Here is a 17955-nt window from a genome sequence, read left to right on the forward strand (position 1 = left end):
CAGCAGGCGAGCTCGATTGCCCGTAACAAGAAAGCACTCTGTGTTGCCAATGCTAGCGTTTACGGATCGAGCAGGCGATCTTCGATTTCCGACAAGCGTTCTTGCAATGCGTTGACGGTGTATTCGGCGGGCTCGTATTTGGCGCGCAGGTCGGCCAGGATGGCTTCGTGAGCTTCGGCTTGCTCTTTGTAGCGGTTCGCTTCGTTCTTGAAGGGTGTCGCCTTCCCTTTCTCTCGGTCCTGGCGAGCCCAGCTTTCACGCTTGTCCATTTCCTCGGCGAGGGACGCTCGCGCGTGGTCGGCCGCGCTGAGTTCTTCGACGACCGAATCGTATTCGACGACGAGTTCGCGGTCCTCGCAGGTGTTGCGTAGTTCCATGCGGGCCTGGGATGCTCGCTTGCGGATCGTGTTGATCTCCGTTCGCCGGATGTAGAGCGGCGACATTTCTGATTCGTGCTTTGCCGTCAACGCTTCGAGGGTTTGCTCGGCAGCGTCGATCTGCTTTGCGAGCTTGGTCGCTTCGCTTTCGAGCGGCGCGATCGCGTCGTATTCGTCACGCAGCCTTCGACGGCGGGCCAGTAGTTCGGCGTCGTGGCGTAGTTCGTCGAGCGTCCGTTCGTTGTCGGCCAGCACGGTAGCGATCTTGTCGGCGTCTGGTTCTTTGCCGTCGCAGATGCTGGCGACCAATCGCCGGTAGTCGGACCACTTGGTGATCCGTCGCTGGCGTTGGCGGTTGGTGATCGTTTCAAGTAGTGATGTCAAATTCATCGTGGCTCCTTTGCCTTTCGGGGTGGGCGTTGATCCAAGAACGTTTGTCGGCTTCGTAGATGGCCTTGAAACCGGGCGAGACGGGTTGCGAGCAAATTTGCCGGAACGACGCGGCGCACAACGTGTCCGCTTCGGGGTTGATCGCTTGCGCGTACTTGGCGGCCGGCGACATGCCGAACCGCTCGGGGCTGTAGACTTCGTCCGCTCGGATGTCATAGCCGAGAACGGCCGCACGATGGCGCAGGTGGGACGCGATCCGCATGAACCGGGATTCATGCGTGGTCCACGGAGGCGTCGAACCGTCGCCATCCTCGTCGCGGGAAACGGCGTCGGCGATTCGGATGGCTTCGGCGCGGATGTACTGCTGGTTGTACGGGCGCGGTTGGAACAGCGACGGGCGTTCGAGAATGTGGGCCAGTTCGTGTAGCGTCGTCCCGAGCATCTTGTTGTACGTTCGCTGCGGGAAGTCTCGCTCGATATTGAGATTGCCAAGCACGATGACTGGCCCACGGATGCCTTCCCAATCGGCGAAGGTATGGTGCAGGTGCATATCGAGGCTTGGCGACGTGTAGCCGTAGCAGACCGTGTTGGCTCCGAGCATCGGTGGTAGGTTGGTTTGCGGGACAACCCATAGCGGCGAACCAGTTAGCTCAGCGGGCGCGACGCGGTAGCAGAGGTCTTTGGCGTCGGCAATAAAGCGTTCCATGTCCATCGGTTTCGTCCTTGGGGGAAAATGGGCTCGCCGAAGCGAGTTTTCGTGTGTTTTGCGGGCTGAAATTCGTTCGGACAAATCAAACAAAGTGTGCCTATAAGCGTGGCTGTTCCCGTAGGCGTGACGGGAGAACCGATTTTCGCCGGAGTACCTAAAACATTTCAGGGAGATTGATATGGGACGAAAACCGCGTCGGCGGATGGTTCATTGGGTGACGTTTGGATTCAACGACGGTTCAGTCATCGCTTGTGCTCCGGAACGAAAGTTGTCATCGAAGCGAATCAAGGAAGAACGCATTTACGTTTGCCCCGATGGCGTTCAGCGCGAATACATGCACAAGCCCAACGAGCTTTGCACTTGGAGCCTTGAACAACGCATTCGGTCCTGCGACATCCTTTCAAACCGGCTGAATACGCGTCGCGCTATCCGTGAATTGGTACTGCCCGAAATCGCTGCCCTCGCCGATACGCTCCAACGGATCGAGAAACGGCTAGACGCTATCGAGCGTTATATTGGAGACGGCGAGGCCTCGTAGCTTGGCCACTCGGTCGCACACGTTCGCCCGTGTCGCGTTTGGTTTGGTTGTTGGCGTTCTCGTTCGCTCGTTCGTCCGCCCGCGTTTGCACGCACACAAACCCGTCGCCCCTGGGTCGTGCGTCCGCGCACGCACCCAGGGGGTACTAGGGGGTGTGTGCGCGCACGCGGGGCAAGCGGTTAGCCGGTTGGTTCGGTCGGGTTTTCGGGCTGGGGTTGGGTCGCGAATTGGTGCCTTTGGTTGGGTGCGAACCGCCAACGGTGGGCCAGACCGGTGGCCTCGGCCTGCTTGAGCAAGGAACTCGCCCGACGTTCGGACAGCCCTGCCTCTTTCGCCTCGGTCGTGATCACCACGGTTGGCTTCGGTTCAACACCCACAAACGCTTCCACGAACCGCTGAGCGGTCCACTCCGGCACGTCGGCCGGTTTGTCTGGCTTGGTCTTTCGGCGTCGGGATTCGTTTCGCAGGTTGGTTGGGTCGAGTTCCATCTCCACATCCCACACAGGGAAGTTCCATCGCAGGCAGACCGGATCGACGGGCGGCCAGGAACGTACTGCCGCGTCGAGCACGATCGCTCCGTCTTGTTCATGCGGCCGAAGCACCAGGTGCGAATCGGTCGCTCGAGCTTGGCTACCAGCGCCCGCTCCGACGTCGGTGATTGATTTGAAGGACTGGTTGCCCTTGCTGGTGTGGTGGATCAACACGAAAGCCGAACCGAGCATTTCGGCATAGCGATCAATTGTGTTGTAAACGCTCGCCATCGCCGCGTTGTCGTTCTCGTCAGACTCGGCCGGAAGCATTCGGTAGAACGCGTCGATGACGATCATCTTGAAGCGGTCTTCAAAGACGTGGTCGAAGTATGCGCCGAGCGAACGGATGTCTTTGAGGTTGCCGCGAAGGTTCGAGACGAACAAATGGTCGGCAACGTCGTCCGGCGTGATGCCGCGAGCGTCCATCACTTTCGGAATCCGGTTCGCCGAAGTCGTCGGGTGCAGTTCGTTGTCGATGATCAGTACATCGCCGGGCTCGGTGTCGAACCGACCGAGCCACGGACGCCCGGTAGCAACGGCGAGAGCCATGTCGCTGGCCAACCAGGACTTGCCGACCTTCGGTGACGCGATGACGTTCATCGTTTCGCCGGCACGAAGTAGCCCATGAATGATTGGCGGCTTGAGCAGCGGATACCGATCGAGCAGTCGTCGTAGACTCCGCGGTCGAATGTCGGCCGCCCGAGGCAGCGTATCGTGTGTCAGTTCCCATGATTGGCGAATCTCGTCGAGGCGGTCTTGCGTACTGGCATCGAGGTCTTCGTGTGGCCGAGGCGGAACGATGATCTGGTCGGGGCGCAGCAAGCCTTTGCACCAACGTTGCACGCGAGCGTTCCATCCCGTCATCGCCACGGTGCGAATGGTCTGCGTATCGAAACCCTCGCGACTGAAATGCCTCCACCCTTCGATAGCGATCCAGACCGCCTGGGCTCGCCCGCGAGCTTTCGACGCTTCGATTGGATGGTCTGGCCGAAACACACAAACGCCGTGGTCCGCACCGACAACGGCTTTGGCACGCAACCGTTCCCTGGCCAACATCAGTTCGCGAAACAAGGTCCGGTTGGGTTTCTTCCATGCTGGAACGCTCATCGCGGTCTCAGCAAACCAATCGCGATACGCCTTCTCCGCTTCAACGCCCATCGTGGTTCGCGGGAAGCATGGTCCGTCGTTGTAGATGCGGGTTGGTGGTGTCTCATCCATGAGCGAACCTGTGCTTTGTGTGCGGTACGGGAGCCATTCGACGAACGAGCTGGAGCCATCGTGCGGAACCAGCCCCCCCAGCAGTTGACGCAGAGTTTGGAATCCGCGAAAATCGGAATTTGGCTGGATCTCACCCACCGGTGATATTTACCTCCGACTGCAAACCACACGTACCTCCTTACCCATTTACTCGAAACGGAATACCAAGATGGCAAAACCAAAATCCAAGTCTGATGAAAAACGCCCAGCACTCTTGCTGCACTCAGGCGGACTTGATTCAACGATCCTTGGTGTGTATCTAAACAAGAAGGGAATCAATTTTCAATCTCTATTTATTGACTACGGACAGACCTCGGAGGTTGGTGAATTAGACGCCGTGACTCGAACTGCTGCGATGTTGCAAAGCAATCTCGATGTAATTCGGTCTCCCGAAATCTTCTCTGCGTTCACGTCTTCCTCACTTGCGTTTTCGCAATCTGTCGGCAACCCTGGACGCCACGTCCTTGAGCTTGGTTCTGTACTTCTTCTTGCCCCTGCAATCGCTTACGCACACCGCCTTGGCTTATCAACTGTATATGTTGGCTACACTAAGCTTGACGCAGACTATTCTAAGGAATACACGCAAAAGTTCCTCTCTGCTTTCGCGTCGCTTTCGTCGATTGCTGGGTATCCAGCGATCGCAATTAAGGCGCCCTTCGTTAAAAAGACAAAGGGACAAGTGGTTAAAATTGCTGCTAAGCAAAAAGAACTTCTATCTGCAACGTGGACTTGCCATCTAGGTTTAAGTCGCCAGTGCGGCGTCTGCGAGTCATGCCTTGGGCGTAAAGAAGCTTTTAGATCTGCAAAAGTCAAAGACCCAACGACCTACGAGTGACTTGCTGGTCAGTTTCGGATTTGAGTTCACCCAACCAGGTAACCACGACGTCCACTTGAGGACGAAACGAGGCCTCGCAAGTAGAAAACAAACCGCCGTCTTCATTGAACTCTGACGTTCGTCTTTCTGGCTAATGATCAATCTCTTAAGGTAAAAAAGGTGACGGTACGCTATTCATCTACATCCGAGGATTCGGTGTCGGCCGCTGCATCCTTGGCTCGTCGTTTTTCCAGAGCATCCAATAGCATCCAAGCAGTATCTTCGGCCGCAGCCTCCGCATCGGAATGTTCGTCATCGGTAGTTCAAGATAGATTTCTGTGTCTTCGTTCATGCGTCCTTGCTCATGCGGCTAGGGAGATAGCGGAGTCCATCCGCGATGCGTTTCGGTGCGAACGACGAGCCCCAGCGTATCGGCATGGAAGACCAATCCGGTACGCCTTCTCCGCTTCAACACAGGAATGCGACCATAGCCCATATCCAAACTTACGTGCTTCTTAGCAATCAAATGACTCTTTATCACTTATCAAAAAACAAAGACCTTGATCGAATAGTAGACTCATCGAGATCGGAACTGCCGAACGCTATTTCACCAAGGGTCCCGAGAAAATGCCTCGCGGAAGATCAGCGAACCAAACGTGTTTGTGTTGCCCCGACAATTTGGCAGTGTCTAATGTCGATGCCGGATGCAGATTGGATTTACGTCTACCGAATCGATGAGGAGGTTGCATCAGCCCCACTTGGGAATATTGGAGATAGCAGCCTTACTCAAGAGAAGTGGGTGACTGACGAAGACATCTCTCGTGCTGGAGGAGAGATTCCCTTGGTCTATCGGGGTCGAGTTAATAAGACCAGGCTTCTGCGTGAGTCATTGAATGTCGCGAGCCGCATGGGAAAACTGCCAACATGTTCAGTTGAAGAGCAATCCGTTTGGATCGAATTGGACGGTGAGTTCAGATTGCAAGATGAGTTTCAGTGTCGTTGACTATCAGCTGAGTTGTTGTGTTCTTCTGATCCGTTTCGCGTTATGCAGTCCGGTTTCGATCCGCCATCTTGCTTAGCCTTCTCGTGAACGTCGATCAGAACTGCAGCCCAAGCATCGGCGACGTCGTCAGGCAACGGTGGTAGGTCGTCGTCAGCAGATTCTTCATTGGGATCCAAAGCGAGCCTCCGTGCTCAACGAAACGATCCGCTAAAACGCGGAATATACGACGCCAATAGCCAAGTGGAAAACGACGTAGGCGAGTGCGTGCGGGCTGCTCCATCACGAGTTGACGCGTTTTCAATGCTTCCGTCAGAGGAGCTTTCGTGGCGTCCGTGAAAACGGATCATGATGCATGGTTGGCTCGTCGGGGCGACATGTTAGCGGCGCAGTAGTTTGCTGAGGCCGCCGGCGATCAGGGTGGTGACGTCGGTCAGTGCGCGGGCGATGGCGAGGCCGCTGGGGGCTGCTGAGTACCTGGGGGGACACTCGGGATCGAACTGGCCTTTGTACGCTCGCGACCCATGGAAGTTGTAGAAGTGTTCGCCATGGCGTAGTTCTCGGCATGCCCGTACAACATCAACTCGACGAACAGCAACTCCATCACTCCGTGCGGCGCATCGGGGACATGTCGCATCAGGTCGATGGAAAGTTCGTGCTTGCCCCCGCCCCGCCAAACGTTCGCAAACGCAAACAAGGTTTCGCCTTGCTCGATCACGGCGGTGATGGGGATCGAATGGAAGCTCGTCGCGACGTCGGCCGCTTTGTGTTGCTTGTACTCGTGATCCCACGACCACAACGCGATCGCAAAGAACCCGATCGACAGTGTCGGTTTCAGCCAAGACGCAGACGCCGCCCAAGCAGATTGCAGGCGTCCGGGCGGTGTTTCTTGGATTCCCGGCGGTGCCTAGCTGGCAATCTCGATCATCGTTTGTTGCTCATTTCTTCCAAGAGGTCCGTCTGGACTTGTTGGATTTCCAGAAGCCGCTGCCATTGATGCGTCAACAACAAATCCAGCTTGGAATGCAGGTGACGAATCTCCAGTTCCGCTTTCAGATTGACTCGATAGTCGTTGTCTGCTTTCAGGCGATCTTTCTCATTTTGGCGGTTCTGGCTCATCATGATGATGGGAGCCTGGATCGCGGCGAGACAGGATAGTACGAGGTTTAGCAAGATGAACGGATAGGGGTCAAACGGATTGCCCAACAGCGAAACGGCATTGATGGTGATCCAGACGATCAACACACCACTAAAGATCGAAATGAAGATCCAACTGCCGCCAAAACTTGCAACCTTGTCGGCCAGTCGCTGGCCCAGGGTGGAAGCATCGTCAACGGAGACGTTCAAGTTCTGCGTCAGCACATCATGCTCGCGCAAACTTTCGATGACGTCCTTTTCCAATGTCGTCAGTTCGCCTCGCTCCTGCTCCAGAACGTTCTGCACGTACAGGCTGCGGTAGTGGTTCATGTCGGCGAGGCAGATGAACGCATCGGCGTTCCAATCTGGACAGTCGGCTGCGATTCGCTCGGCAACCAACGGGCGGACGAAGCGGCCGGGTGTCAGATCGGACATCCCGAACAGCTTGCCACAAACGGTGCAGTGCGTCTTCGTGCTATTTTTCATTTGCTGGGCTCTTGCTGGAATCACGGATGATCACGACGATCGGTCCCCCCCGTGACGAATGGGTTGCTGCGATTGGATGTGACGTGGATCTACGCCCATCGCACCCAAACCAGAATGCGATTCTGGAACGGCCCCGATCGACAACCGACGATCGCACAGCCGATGATCGCACAGCCGACGTCGCCAAGCGAAACGATCCGCAGAACGTTTGTTCGCCGATTTGGACACTCCAACACAGCGCGACCGATCGTCGCCATCGTGCCGCGATCCATGGAATGGAAGATCGCGTCGATCGATTGTCGGCCTGCCAAATCCACGATCGCTTTAGCAGCCTATCCGCAAACCGGATCGTCGTCCTGATCCAAACCGGATCGCCACCCTCCGATGGGCGAGGAACATTCCGGCTGGGCCGCTGCCGACCAGGATGAATGGTCTTCTAAAGTGTCGTCATGACGGGGTTTTGGGCGGCTTTGCAAGCACAGTCCCCGCCGGGACGACGGACGAAGTCATGACCCCCAATGAGAAATAGATTTGCATCAGGTCCTCGACCCCCATGTCGACGACCTGCACATGATCGACGGGAATGAACATATTGAATCCGGTCATTGGCATCGGCGCGGACGGCAGATAGATGATGTGACAATCCTTTTCCTGGAATCGATATACATCCGTGCTGGGCAGCAGTCCCAGGAAACCAGCCGATTCGTCTTCGCCGACATAGCAATGCACGACCTTCATGCCCGTCATCGCCGACTCGTCTTGCTTAGAGAACATTTCGACAACCTGCTTGACCGGTCCATAGACGCTCTTGACGACCGGGATCTTTTTGAAAGTTCCGTCGATCCATTCTTGCAGCCGATACCGAGCGGTGCCGGAAACCACTAAGCCGACCAACCAGATCGCGGCAATGACGAAAACCCAGCCAATCGCCGTGGCAAGCCATTGATTGGCAGCAAAGTGAAGTCCGATCGAGCGGAGTCCCTGACCGAGTAGGCTCTCGGGCCCCACGATCCCGCGCAGCATCCCGGCAACCCAGTTCATGATCCACAACGTGACCACCAACGGCAGCAAGGCGAACAGCCCTGTTAAGAATGTTCCGATGAATCCGCGTCGCCAAAGTGTCAGCAGAAATTTTTGCATGTTGAAAACGTTGGCTTATAGCGATGCTAGATGAGGAGGCTATCCCGTGTCGCGGAATCAAGTTGCTTGATTTCTTTGGACAGCGTTTGCGCCAATGGCAGAATCGCATCATAGTCCTCTGACGACGCTGCCATCAATTGGTCACCAAGCAAGGGGTCGCCGTCACCAACCATTTCCAGACAACGCAACGACGACCGAACAAGATCGCACCGAGCGATTGAATGGCACAGCAGTCGCCGGAGGCGGATTGCCACTGTTGAACGCGCGAGCGGTACGAACCGTGGCTATCGCCAAAACGGTTCAGGGGAAGTTCTAAACCACTATCTCGCAGGCAAACTCGCCCAACGGTTGTTTTCCACCGCCCCCATCGCCGCATGCTGAGAATCTGGCAGGACGCCACACAAGTTCGGTCCAATGCCTATGGTCGGTTGCTGCTAGAAACGCCATTCGAACATTCCGCCAGTCGATCCATTGTTTGCGACGAAGGGATAGAACGACAAATTGCCGTTCGCCACTTCGGTACGATCGATCGCGGTCGCCGCGACGTAGGCCATCCACCAACCGAGGGCGATCTGCGACGGGTAGTGCGCGTCGTCGTTGATGCGGGAGAGCGGACCAAGGAGCGAGCCAGCGTAAAAGGCTGTTTTCAAGAGTGGTCGCTCGGTCATCTTGGCGGCATTGATGAACGGTAGCGATGACATGAAGGCGTGTCCGCTGACTCCATTGTTGTCATCGAAAGGTCGCCAATAGGACGCTCGTTCTTGTTCCCCTGGACGCGAACCGCCCGTCAGTCGCTGAGCCAGAATCAGGGGTGGTGCCCCGATCAGGAACGATCGAAGCGAGCGTTGGCCCCAACGTCCCGTCGTGACCAGCATCGGGGAATCATCGAAGAATGCTCCGGCGGCCCAGGCGGTCGCAAAGATCGGCAGCGAGTATCGGCCGTTGCCCAGTTCCTTGCTACTGTGCAACGACTCGAACCAGTCGTCACTGGTCGCGCCGCGAACGCTAGTCTGAAAATGATCTTGAATCTCTTGATCCAACTGCGTATTCGCCACAGCAGATCCCACCAGAAAACCACTGGCGAGCAGTCGGAACGATTGCCTATCGTAGTAGTTGCGATGATCCGATCGAATCCGATCCCAAAGCGAACCGCGGAGTCCATCGCCGCGACCGGTGCGGTAGGAATCGTCTGCGAAATCGGCAATGTCTAGCACGGACGGATCAAACGAACCGTCGCAGGTCGCCGCAGATTCGTCGCACAATGGCGATCGCACTGCGGCATCCGCTGGGACAACACGCTCAGTCGATGTACGAATACCGCCATCGGTCGATGGTCAAGCATCCTGGCAATGCGCTGTCACCGACGTAAGCAGTGCGGCAACGAAGCCAAGCAATCCGCGTGCGATGCATCGCACTGGAAAAAACGCTCGGCAACGAGCGGCGCATGAAGCGATGCAATTTCTCATCAAGCGGATCGGCAGAATGAATGCGAAAGGGTTTCGCATTCTACTACGAAAGTCTTCGTAGAAACCACAAGCCCAGTCGGGCCTGGATCAAACGTGCGCCCAATCCCTGCGACGCGAGAGGTTTCCCCTCGCGTCGTGATCCTTGGCGACGCTAACGTCCGCACGTTTATCCGCCACGTTGTCGCGATGCGGTTACGCCAATTCGTTCAGACGACCTTTGCTGTCGCCGATCGATTCCGCAGGGGTTCCCATCGCATCCAGCATCGACATGAACAGGTTCCCCATCGGGACCTCTTCCTTCGGCTGAATGTATCGACCGGTTTGGAAGCTGCCGCCGGCGCCGCCGGCCAAAACAATCGGCAGGTCACCGTGTTGGTGGCGGTTGCCGTCGCTGAGTCCACTGCCGTACAGGACCATCGACTGATCCAGCAACGTGCCGCCCGATGGATCGCTGATCGAGTCCAGTTTTTCCAGGAAGTAGGCAAACTGTTCGGCCAGGTAGTAATCGACCTTGCTGATCTTCGCCACCGTTTTTTCTTCGTTACGGTGGTGACTCATTTGGTGGTGCCCTTCGGTCACACCAATTTCGGTATAGCGCCGACTGCCGCCTGCGTTGTCCAACATGAACGTGGCAACACGGGTGGTGTCAGTTTCGAACGCGATCGCCATCAAGTCGTACATCAACTGCGTGTGTTCGCGGAAGGCTTCGATTCGTCCGAATGGAACTTTCAGATCGGGCATCGCCTTCTGATCTTCTGTTTCGGCCCGTTCGATTCGCATTTCGATTTCACGAACGCTGGTGAAGTATTCATCCAGTTTTCGTCGGTCGGTTTGCCCCACCTTTTTCATGATCCGATTCGCATCGTTCTGGACGACATCCAGGATGCTTTGGCGAACCGAATTCCGCTCGCGCTGCTCGGCCGTGTTCCCGGAACTGAACATTCGCTCGAACGCTGCCCGCGGCGTGATTTCCTTGGGCATCGGTTGGGTTTCATTGCGCCAAGAGATGTTCGACGAATAGGCGCAACTGTAACCCGAATCGCAACTGCCGCTGCCGCGATTGACGTTCAGCCCCAATTCGATCGATGGCAAGCGTGTTTCGCTGCCAATCTGTGTCGCAGCGACCTGGTCGACCGAAACACCCAAGCGAATGTTGCCGCTCGTCTTTACCGGCCTTGCGGCGGTTAGGAACGTGGCTCCACCACGGGCGTGGTCGCCGGCACCGTCACCGTTGGCGCGGCCGTTGTCGTGCGCCAGATTGCGAATGACGTTCAATTTCTGCTTGAACGGTTCCAATGGCTTCAGCGTCTTGGAAAGTTGCCAATCGGTTTCGGTACCGGTTGGATTCCAATCGGGCATGATTGCACCGTTCGGAAAGAACACGCACGCCATCCGTTTGGGCGATGCGACCTCCGCGGCGCCAAAGGCCGACTTTGCCATCGGTGTCATCGATTCCAGCATTGGCAGGCCCAAGGCCAAGCCAACCCCACGCAGCAGTGTGCGACGATGAATCCCGTTTTCGTTGTTGTCTGCTTTCGCTGAATGCAAATTCATTTCAATTCAACTCCGTATCGGTGTGGTCGGCTGCGGAAGTAACTGTAGCGGTCGTGGTAAGTCCGGTCTCGTCGATGCGCCAGTCGTAAAACTGGAACGGGCGGCTCATGATGACTTCGACGATCAAGTCGTCGAATCGGTAATTGTCTTTGGCGGTCTTTTCCACCATCGCGTCCACGGTACATCGGTCCGCAGGAGTCAACTCGCGTCCCAACGCGAATGTCAACAAGCGGGTAGCGACGGTACGGGCAAACGATTCGGTTTCCGTTTCGCCCAGGATGCTGGTCAATTCGACAGCCCCATTGAACTGACGGCGTCCGGGCAGTTCACCGCTGGCATCGATCGGCAACTTGCCTTCGACGGTTCGGAACTGGCCCACGGGATCAAACTGTTCGAGCCCAAATCCCAATTGATCCATCACTCGGTGACAGGATGCACAGGCAGGATCCGCGCGGTGCAGTTCTAGCTGTTCGCGGAACGTTGCATCGGCGCCTGCTGTCTTGGTCTCACCCAGCTCGGGGACTCCGGGCGGCGGATCCGGCGGAGGCGTTCCGAAAATGTTTTCTAAGATCCACTTCCCACGACCGACCGGCGAAGTGCGGTTGGGATTGCTGGTCAACGTCAACACGCTAGCGTGACCTAGCAGACCGCGACGCGGCGTACCGGCCAACGAAACGCGTGCAAAGTTGTCACCGTCGAATTTCGGCAGATCTTTGCCAGTCAATCCATAGTGCTTGGCCAGTTCCGCGTTGACGAAGGTGTAGTCGGCGGTCAGCAATTCCCCGACGGGACGGTTGCTGCGCACGATGTGTTCGACGACCGATTCGGTCTCGCGGATCATCGCTTCCTTCAACGTCGGCGTGAAGCTTGCGAATTGCTTGGTGTCGGCTTCGTGTTGATTCAGTTTACGAATCCCCAACCATTGGGCGGCGAACTGTGTCGCCAACGATCGGGACTTCGGATCTTTCAACATCCGGTCAATTTGTTTCTGTAGTTCTGGGCCAACCAATTTGCCCTTGTCTGCCAAGTCCAGCAGCTGATCGTCCGGCATGCTGCTCCACAAGAAATACGACAACCGGCTAGCCAGTTGATGCTGGGTCAACGCGACCGAATTCAGTTCGCCTTCACCGCTGGGGTCATCGATCAGGTCATCGGGCGAAGGCTTCCAGTCATCCGCAGGAGTCTCGATTCGGTACAGGAATCGTGGCGACACCAAAACGGCGCTGACCGCGATCTGAAGCCCGCGATAGTAGCTTTCCCCACGCTCGGTCGCGGACGAAACCAGCGACACGTAGGGCTTGATTTCCTGATCCGACACGGGGCCACGGAATGCACGCCGCATCAGCGGACGCAAACATTCGATCGCGGCTTCATCAACGTTTTTCCAGCTCGAGCCTTTGCGACTAGCGGTTTTTCGAACAATCTGTTTCTGGCTGGGCGGGTACACACTGTCGGGCAGTACCGCGGGGCCTTTCACCGAAAGCGACCGAAACAGTTGTGAATATTCGTCTTCGTTGATTCCACGATCTGGTTTCAGCGGCGTCTTGGCCGCCTGTTCCGCTTTCTTGGCCCATTCAGGGTTCAGATTATCGAAGTCTTTGCGATAGGTCTTGCCAATTTCCAGCGGTTCGCCGGAATCGAAAAGCGTCGCCATCAGCCGCTGCTTTCCGGGTTCCAGCTGGATTTTGAAGGTGCCGCTGCTACCGCTGCCGCCGCTTCCGAAGTGTTTCAGCTCGGTCGTGCCGACCAGAATGCCTCGATTGTTGAACACACCCGCGGTTAACGATTTGACGCCTTTGGCTGCCGCACCACCGCGAACGGTGACGGTGTATTCGCCAGGCAACTTCACATCGAAATTGGCCCAAACGACGCCGCCGGGCTTCATGAACAGACCGAAGAAACTGCCGACTTTCAGATCTCCGTGAGTCAGCAATTGGTCACTGGGCCAGACTTCGTCAAGTTTTTCGACTTTGTCCGGATCGATCACGACAGCTTCGGAGACGATCTCTGCCGCTTCCAGATACTTTTCCATCAACAGCGGCGACATCGACAGCACGTCACTGTTGTTATCGAAACCAGCACCGACTTCGTCCGATGGGAAACGATCGGCGGGGCGCAGGTCGATCCCAAACAGGTCGCGGATGGTGTGGTTGTATTCGGCGCGATTGAGCCGTCGGGCGGTGACTTTGCCCGGACGTGGACGAAGGTCACACGAGACAGCAAAGATCGTTTGATCCAAGGCAGCGATCAGTTGTTTTCGTTCCGCCTCGGTCGGCAAATCCGCATCTTCGGGCGGCATGGCGCTAAAGCGGACCATTTCCAGGACCCGCTGCATCGAATTCGCGCCGCCACCGACTTCGTCTAGGTTTTCAAAACTAGAAAGATCCCACTCGGCTTCCGGGTTGTCGGCGTTGTGGCAATCCACACAGAACCGCTGCATCAGCGGCCAACCGACTTCTTTCCAATGCTTGGTCGCATCGGCTGGTTCCAAGTCACGCTCGGCAGCAGGGTTGGCGGCAGGGTTGTTAGGGTTGGCAGCGGCAGCTTTATCCGCTTCGGCAGCGGTATCCGAAGCTTTGTCTGCTTTGGACGTGTCGGCAACAGCAGCGGCGTCGGCAACAGCAGTCACCTCGGCGGAAACTTTATCGTTGGCCGATTCGTCTGCCCACGAAGGCGTGACGTCGACCGTGGGAACGAAACCCAACAATATAAGCGTGGTCAGCGAGGCGATTCGAAAATCGAACACGATGGCGAGACCTAAACGGGTTGGCGGCAGGGCCAATCGACCAGAGAGTGCCGGGCGTCGCAAAATGACGACGGTGATGATCCGACAAACGATACGTCGGGCGTCGAGCCCAGCGTTGGTCGAAAGGTTGGGGTGGGGAGTGAGGCGGGAGCGTTCTATTGACGCTATCGTCTTATTATAGCGGAATCACCACCATTTGCTAGTCGCATTTGATCCCCGTCGATGGGGGCCCCACCTGCATCCTGCCTAGCCATTCCCGACACCGGAGCCGTTATTTACGGCAGAAGACAACTTCCCGAGGCTGTGAGCCAACAAAAAACGCCTTGACCCCACAATGGCGGTCAAAGCGTCGAAGTTGAATTGGGTGGATCCACCGTGCCTTGGTTTGCCGAATCCGTTGGCTTCGGAATCCGATATTCCCCGAGTCACCGGGGGGCTCGGGTTCGCGGCGTAACGCGGCGATCCTGGCTGTCTGGCTGTCTGGCTGTCCGGCCAGCGCCGCAGCCTCTGAGTTTTTGGTCGGCGAGTCGACTTAGAACGAGTCGGCCGAGATCCGATCAAACGTTGGCGGTATCAGACGATTCGCGAATCTGGCTCTTCAGCGATTCGTTTTCAGTCTTCAGGTCTTCCAGCTTCTGAAGCATGACGTTGAAATCGACGGCTGCTTCCTGCCAAAAGTCGCCGGCGCGGAAATTGATTGGACCGGTGGGCTGATCTTGGGCGACCGACCGCAATGCGGTTCGAAGTCGAAACATCGGCCCGGCGAAGCGATTGCTCAACTTCATCGAGTCTCGCATGAACACCGGCAACAGCATCAACATGACGATCGCCATCGGCATCTGCGTTTTCAGGGATTCGACCACGGTGGTCCCCATCGATACGTCACCACCGGTGAACATCACGCGGACCATCGTGCAGATCGCGATCAGGCATACGAGAAACATGCACCAGTGAGCGACAAGCCGCCCCACGATGGTCCACTGAACTTTCGGATCTACCAGGATTTTGGATCGTACGTACATGCTTCTGTAGTGATTTGGCGGATAATGGTTGTTGGCAGGACAGTTGCCATAAGAACGATGCGAAACCCTAGATTGCAGGTGAGAATCGAGAGGCAAAATTTCACCGTGCGGGCCAAATTTGGGGTGCCCTCCCCCTCGGCCAACCGTCATAGCCGCGCTGATCCTTGCCATCTGCTGCCGATTCCAACAATCGTGCCGGTGCTGCCCCGCCCGCCGCGTGATGGGGTCGCTAGGCGCCGATCACTTGGACTATCCGTTTGTCGCATTTGAATCGAACAAACGGAAACCGCTTGTGATCTGCCCGAGGGAAACCCGAAACATGAATGCTGATGCTGTCCAAGTCACCAAGCTGACTTCGCGCCGTTTCACCTGGATGAACGCCCTGTTGATGGATCACCCGGCGATTTGCATGGAAACCACCAAGCGGGTCGTGGTGGCTGGCGCCATCGCTTTGGGCGCGTCCTGGGCAGGCTTGGTGCACGCCGATCAGCCGCGGCCGATTCAACAGTTCGGGCGATGGTCCGGTGCCGGCTGGGGCGACGGATACCACGCGTGCAAAGAATCCAGTGGCTGCCTGACCGCCGACCTGCCGCCCGGGTCGTTCGCGACGACTTTCGGTGATCACCAGAACCATGGTTGCGCCGACGGTTGTGGGCCGATTCTTAACCCACGCACCCTGTACGATCGATTCGACGCTGGCCAAGCCGTTCATTGCGACAGCGTTGCATCGGGTTGTGACGCCGCCACCTGCGACGCGATCGGATCGATCCCCAACGGCTGGGAACCATCGATCGCTGCACCAACGAACCATCACCACGCTGCACAGAACGATGCCTACGGCGCGACCATCATCGACCCCATTGCGAACCGCCACGGTTCTGTCCCCGCGCCAGCACGAGCCACCGCGCCGGCACATGCCCCCAACCAGCCAGGTGTCCCGTACCGATCGACATCGAATGCATCCGCGGCCATGTTGCCAACGAATTCCGCCGACCGTTTGATCCATGATCTGCAGGATCGTTCGCCCCGCGCACCAACGGTCCATTCGCAGTTGGCGGCGCCCATCCTGCAGGCACCCATTCTATCGGCCCCCCTGCGTGAAGCACTGCAAGCCGCCGATCGTTCGCAAGCCGCCGCGAAGCCCAGCCCGATCCGACCAACAATCGGGACACCGGTTGCGCAGTACGCATCCACGATGCAGACGCCATCCACAGCGCAGGGCCGCATGATCGCGGTCCCGGTCTCGGTGACGACCAGCCGCATGCCCACCCCCATCGCCCCGATTCACCCTGCGGCGACACCCGCAGCGACACCCACGACAGAGATAGCAATGGCACCTGCCGCGAGCCCTTCGCCGCGACCATCCCGATTGCCCGCGACGGGCCGCAACGCAGATTCCGCATCGCATGCATCACCGCCGCAGGCATCGATCGATGCCCCGATGCAGCTGATGGCGCCCGCCGGATTCAGCCAGCCAGAAGATCCGTTCGGGCGATCGACCAAGAACCCGTTCTTTCAAGCAAACTAGCCGCGACCATCCCGGCAGCCGCGAATCATCCCCAGGGGCTGGAACCCAGCTGCCCCACGCAGCGTCCCCACCCAGCGGCCCAATTGTGTCTGCCGGTTCGCCGTTTCAGTCGGCTTCGCGCCACGCGCGATCCACCCAATAATTCGGCTCGCAATCAACCGATCATTGCGGGTGACCATGCGGTTGCCTCTGTCCTTTGACGCCTACAGATTCAAAAAACGAGAGAACGATGCAACGTACCTTGGTGCTTCTAAAGCCGGACTGTGTTCAACGCGGATTGATGGGCCGCATCATCAGCCGATTCGAAGAAAAGGGGCTGCAGATCGCCGCGATGAAGATGCTTCACGTATCGCCATCGATGTCGCGCGAGCACTATGCCGAACACGTGGAAAAGCCGTTCTACCCCAGCTTGGAAGAGTTCATCACGTCGGCTCCCGTTGTCGCTTTGGCGATCGACGGACTGAACGTGATCGAAGTCGTCCGCGGAATGCTGGGTGCCACCAATGGGCTGAAAGCTGAATCGGGAACGATTCGTGGCGACTTCAGCAGCAGCCGACAAATGAATCTGGTTCACGCCAGCGATAGCCCGGAATCGGCCGAGCGAGAACTGAAGATCTACTTTGCCGAAGGCGCCTGCGACTATGAATCTGTCGCGAAGAATTTCCTACGCGCGGCCGACGAATAGGGGCCGACGAATAGGGGCCGACGAATAGGGGCCGACGAAGAAGGGGCGACCCATCGGGTCGGTTCTGGTTGCGTCGATGGCGATTGAGCGCATCGAGATCGCCGGTGGCCCAATCACCGGTGGCCCAGCGGACCGCACGATCGCATCCAAAGACGCCGTCCATCGACCGACCTTCGCGGGTCGGCATGCGGCGGCCCACTGCGACGCCAACGATGGCAATCAACATCACCGCCCGCCGATTGCGGCGGTGGCCATCGTTTGCCTCCCGGGTTCTCCCGGGTTCACAGGGTTTGGTTCGCTAATGATCGATCCTGCAAAGGGAACCGAATCTTTAGCGACGATTAGCCTTCTCTTCGGCAGCAGCGGCTTTCAATGCAGCGGCTTCCCGAGGCAGTTTGAACTCAGGCCCCGATGGGAAATACTGAACGTCGTCCTGCAAATAGTAAGGACTCGGCAGCGTTTGTCCGTTCATCGAAACTTGGCACCCGGTGGCACCGATCAGGCATACGGCTGCGGCCACTGCCGAGGCGATCGTGGCCGAGGTTCGTCGAAATTTGGCGTTGCGTGTCATCTTTG

Annotated in this window: 16 protein-coding genes; 5 read left to right on the top strand and 11 right to left on the bottom strand. The window is 57.4% G+C overall.

Annotation, left to right across the window (positions count from 1 at the left end):
• Positions 1-59: 59 nt before the first annotated feature.
• Together K227x_RS17245 and K227x_RS17250 are read right to left on the bottom strand one after the other, a co-directional pair.
• Positions 60-767, bottom strand: coding sequence for a hypothetical protein (locus tag K227x_RS17245; protein ID WP_145171401.1), 708 nt, complete (start codon positions 765-767; stop codon positions 60-62).
• The gene (locus K227x_RS17250; RefSeq protein WP_218933324.1) at positions 745-1479 is read right to left on the bottom strand and encodes a hypothetical protein; all 735 of its coding nucleotides are present in this window, start codon (positions 1477-1479) and stop codon (positions 745-747) included. Before K227x_RS17250 ends, K227x_RS17245 begins: the two co-directional genes overlap by 23 nt.
• Before the next feature lie 175 nt (positions 1480-1654).
• On the opposite strand from K227x_RS17250, the gene K227x_RS17255 reads away from it, so the two are divergent.
• Positions 1655-2014, top strand: a complete 360-nt coding sequence (locus tag K227x_RS17255) for a hypothetical protein (RefSeq protein WP_145171405.1) — start codon at positions 1655-1657, stop codon at positions 2012-2014.
• A 179-nt stretch (positions 2015-2193) separates the two neighbouring features.
• Here K227x_RS17255 and K227x_RS17260 read toward each other — a convergent pair whose 3' ends face one another.
• A complete protein-coding gene (locus K227x_RS17260) occupies positions 2194-3762 on the bottom strand; it encodes an AAA family ATPase (RefSeq protein WP_145171407.1) in 1569 nt (522 codons plus the stop codon).
• Between the two features lie 208 nt (positions 3763-3970).
• Between K227x_RS17260 and K227x_RS17265 the strand changes: the two genes are divergently transcribed.
• Positions 3971-4636, top strand: coding sequence for a 7-cyano-7-deazaguanine synthase (locus K227x_RS17265; RefSeq protein ID WP_145171409.1), 666 nt, complete (start codon positions 3971-3973; stop codon positions 4634-4636).
• A 1412-nt stretch (positions 4637-6048) separates the two neighbouring features.
• On the opposite strand, the gene K227x_RS17270 is transcribed toward K227x_RS17265, so the two are convergent.
• Both K227x_RS17270 and K227x_RS17275 read right to left on the bottom strand, forming a co-directional pair.
• Positions 6049-6414 carry a phosphatidylglycerol lysyltransferase domain-containing protein gene (locus K227x_RS17270; RefSeq protein WP_246145869.1) on the bottom strand — a complete coding sequence of 122 codons (366 nt, stop codon included), beginning with the start codon at positions 6412-6414 and terminating at the stop codon, positions 6049-6051.
• 125 nt (positions 6415-6539) lie between these two features.
• Complete coding sequence (locus K227x_RS17275; RefSeq protein WP_145171413.1) at positions 6540-7238, bottom strand: DUF1003 domain-containing protein; 699 nt, start codon at positions 7236-7238, stop codon at positions 6540-6542.
• A gap of 114 nt (positions 7239-7352) precedes the next feature.
• Between K227x_RS17275 and K227x_RS17280 the strand changes: the two genes are divergently transcribed.
• Positions 7353-7598 carry a hypothetical protein gene (locus K227x_RS17280; RefSeq protein ID WP_145171414.1) on the top strand — a complete coding sequence of 82 codons (246 nt, stop codon included), beginning with the start codon at positions 7353-7355 and terminating at the stop codon, positions 7596-7598.
• Positions 7599-7685: 87 nt separating this feature from the next.
• Here K227x_RS17280 and K227x_RS17285 read toward each other — a convergent pair whose 3' ends face one another.
• The 5 genes from K227x_RS17285 to K227x_RS17305 form a co-directional block, all read right to left on the bottom strand.
• Positions 7686-8378 (bottom strand): DUF502 domain-containing protein, encoded by a 693-nt coding sequence (locus tag K227x_RS17285; RefSeq protein WP_145171416.1) that lies wholly within the window; start codon positions 8376-8378, stop codon positions 7686-7688.
• Between the two features lie 434 nt (positions 8379-8812).
• Positions 8813-9652, bottom strand: coding sequence for a phosphatase PAP2 family protein (locus K227x_RS17290; RefSeq protein ID WP_246145870.1), 840 nt, complete (start codon positions 9650-9652; stop codon positions 8813-8815).
• Between the two features lie 384 nt (positions 9653-10036).
• Positions 10037-11398 carry a DUF1552 domain-containing protein gene (locus K227x_RS17295; RefSeq protein ID WP_145171418.1) on the bottom strand — a complete coding sequence of 454 codons (1362 nt, stop codon included), beginning with the start codon at positions 11396-11398 and terminating at the stop codon, positions 10037-10039.
• A 1-nt stretch (position 11399) separates the two neighbouring features.
• Positions 11400-14144, bottom strand: a complete 2745-nt coding sequence (locus tag K227x_RS17300; RefSeq protein WP_246145871.1) for a DUF1592 domain-containing protein — start codon at positions 14142-14144, stop codon at positions 11400-11402.
• 557 nt (positions 14145-14701) lie between these two features.
• Positions 14702-15166 carry a hypothetical protein gene (locus tag K227x_RS17305; RefSeq protein WP_145171420.1) on the bottom strand — a complete coding sequence of 155 codons (465 nt, stop codon included), beginning with the start codon at positions 15164-15166 and terminating at the stop codon, positions 14702-14704.
• A 319-nt stretch (positions 15167-15485) separates the two neighbouring features.
• On the opposite strand from K227x_RS17305, the gene K227x_RS17310 reads away from it, so the two are divergent.
• Both K227x_RS17310 and ndk read left to right on the top strand, forming a co-directional pair.
• Positions 15486-16694, top strand: coding sequence for a hypothetical protein (locus K227x_RS17310; RefSeq protein ID WP_145171422.1), 1209 nt, complete (start codon positions 15486-15488; stop codon positions 16692-16694).
• Positions 16695-16923: 229 nt separating this feature from the next.
• Positions 16924-17379: a nucleoside-diphosphate kinase gene (gene ndk / locus K227x_RS17315; protein ID WP_145171424.1), complete on the top strand. Its 456-nt coding sequence runs from the start codon at positions 16924-16926 to the stop codon at positions 17377-17379.
• Positions 17380-17710: 331 nt separating this feature from the next.
• Here the strand turns inward: ndk and K227x_RS17320 are convergent, their stop codons facing one another.
• Complete coding sequence (locus K227x_RS17320) at positions 17711-17950, bottom strand: hypothetical protein (RefSeq protein ID WP_145171426.1); 240 nt, start codon at positions 17948-17950, stop codon at positions 17711-17713.
• Between the last annotated feature and the right edge of the window lie 5 nt (positions 17951-17955).

It is taken from the genome of Rubripirellula lacrimiformis (genome assembly GCF_007741535.1).
In the GTDB taxonomy this organism is placed as follows: Bacteria; Planctomycetota; Planctomycetia; order Pirellulales; family Pirellulaceae; genus Rubripirellula; species Rubripirellula lacrimiformis.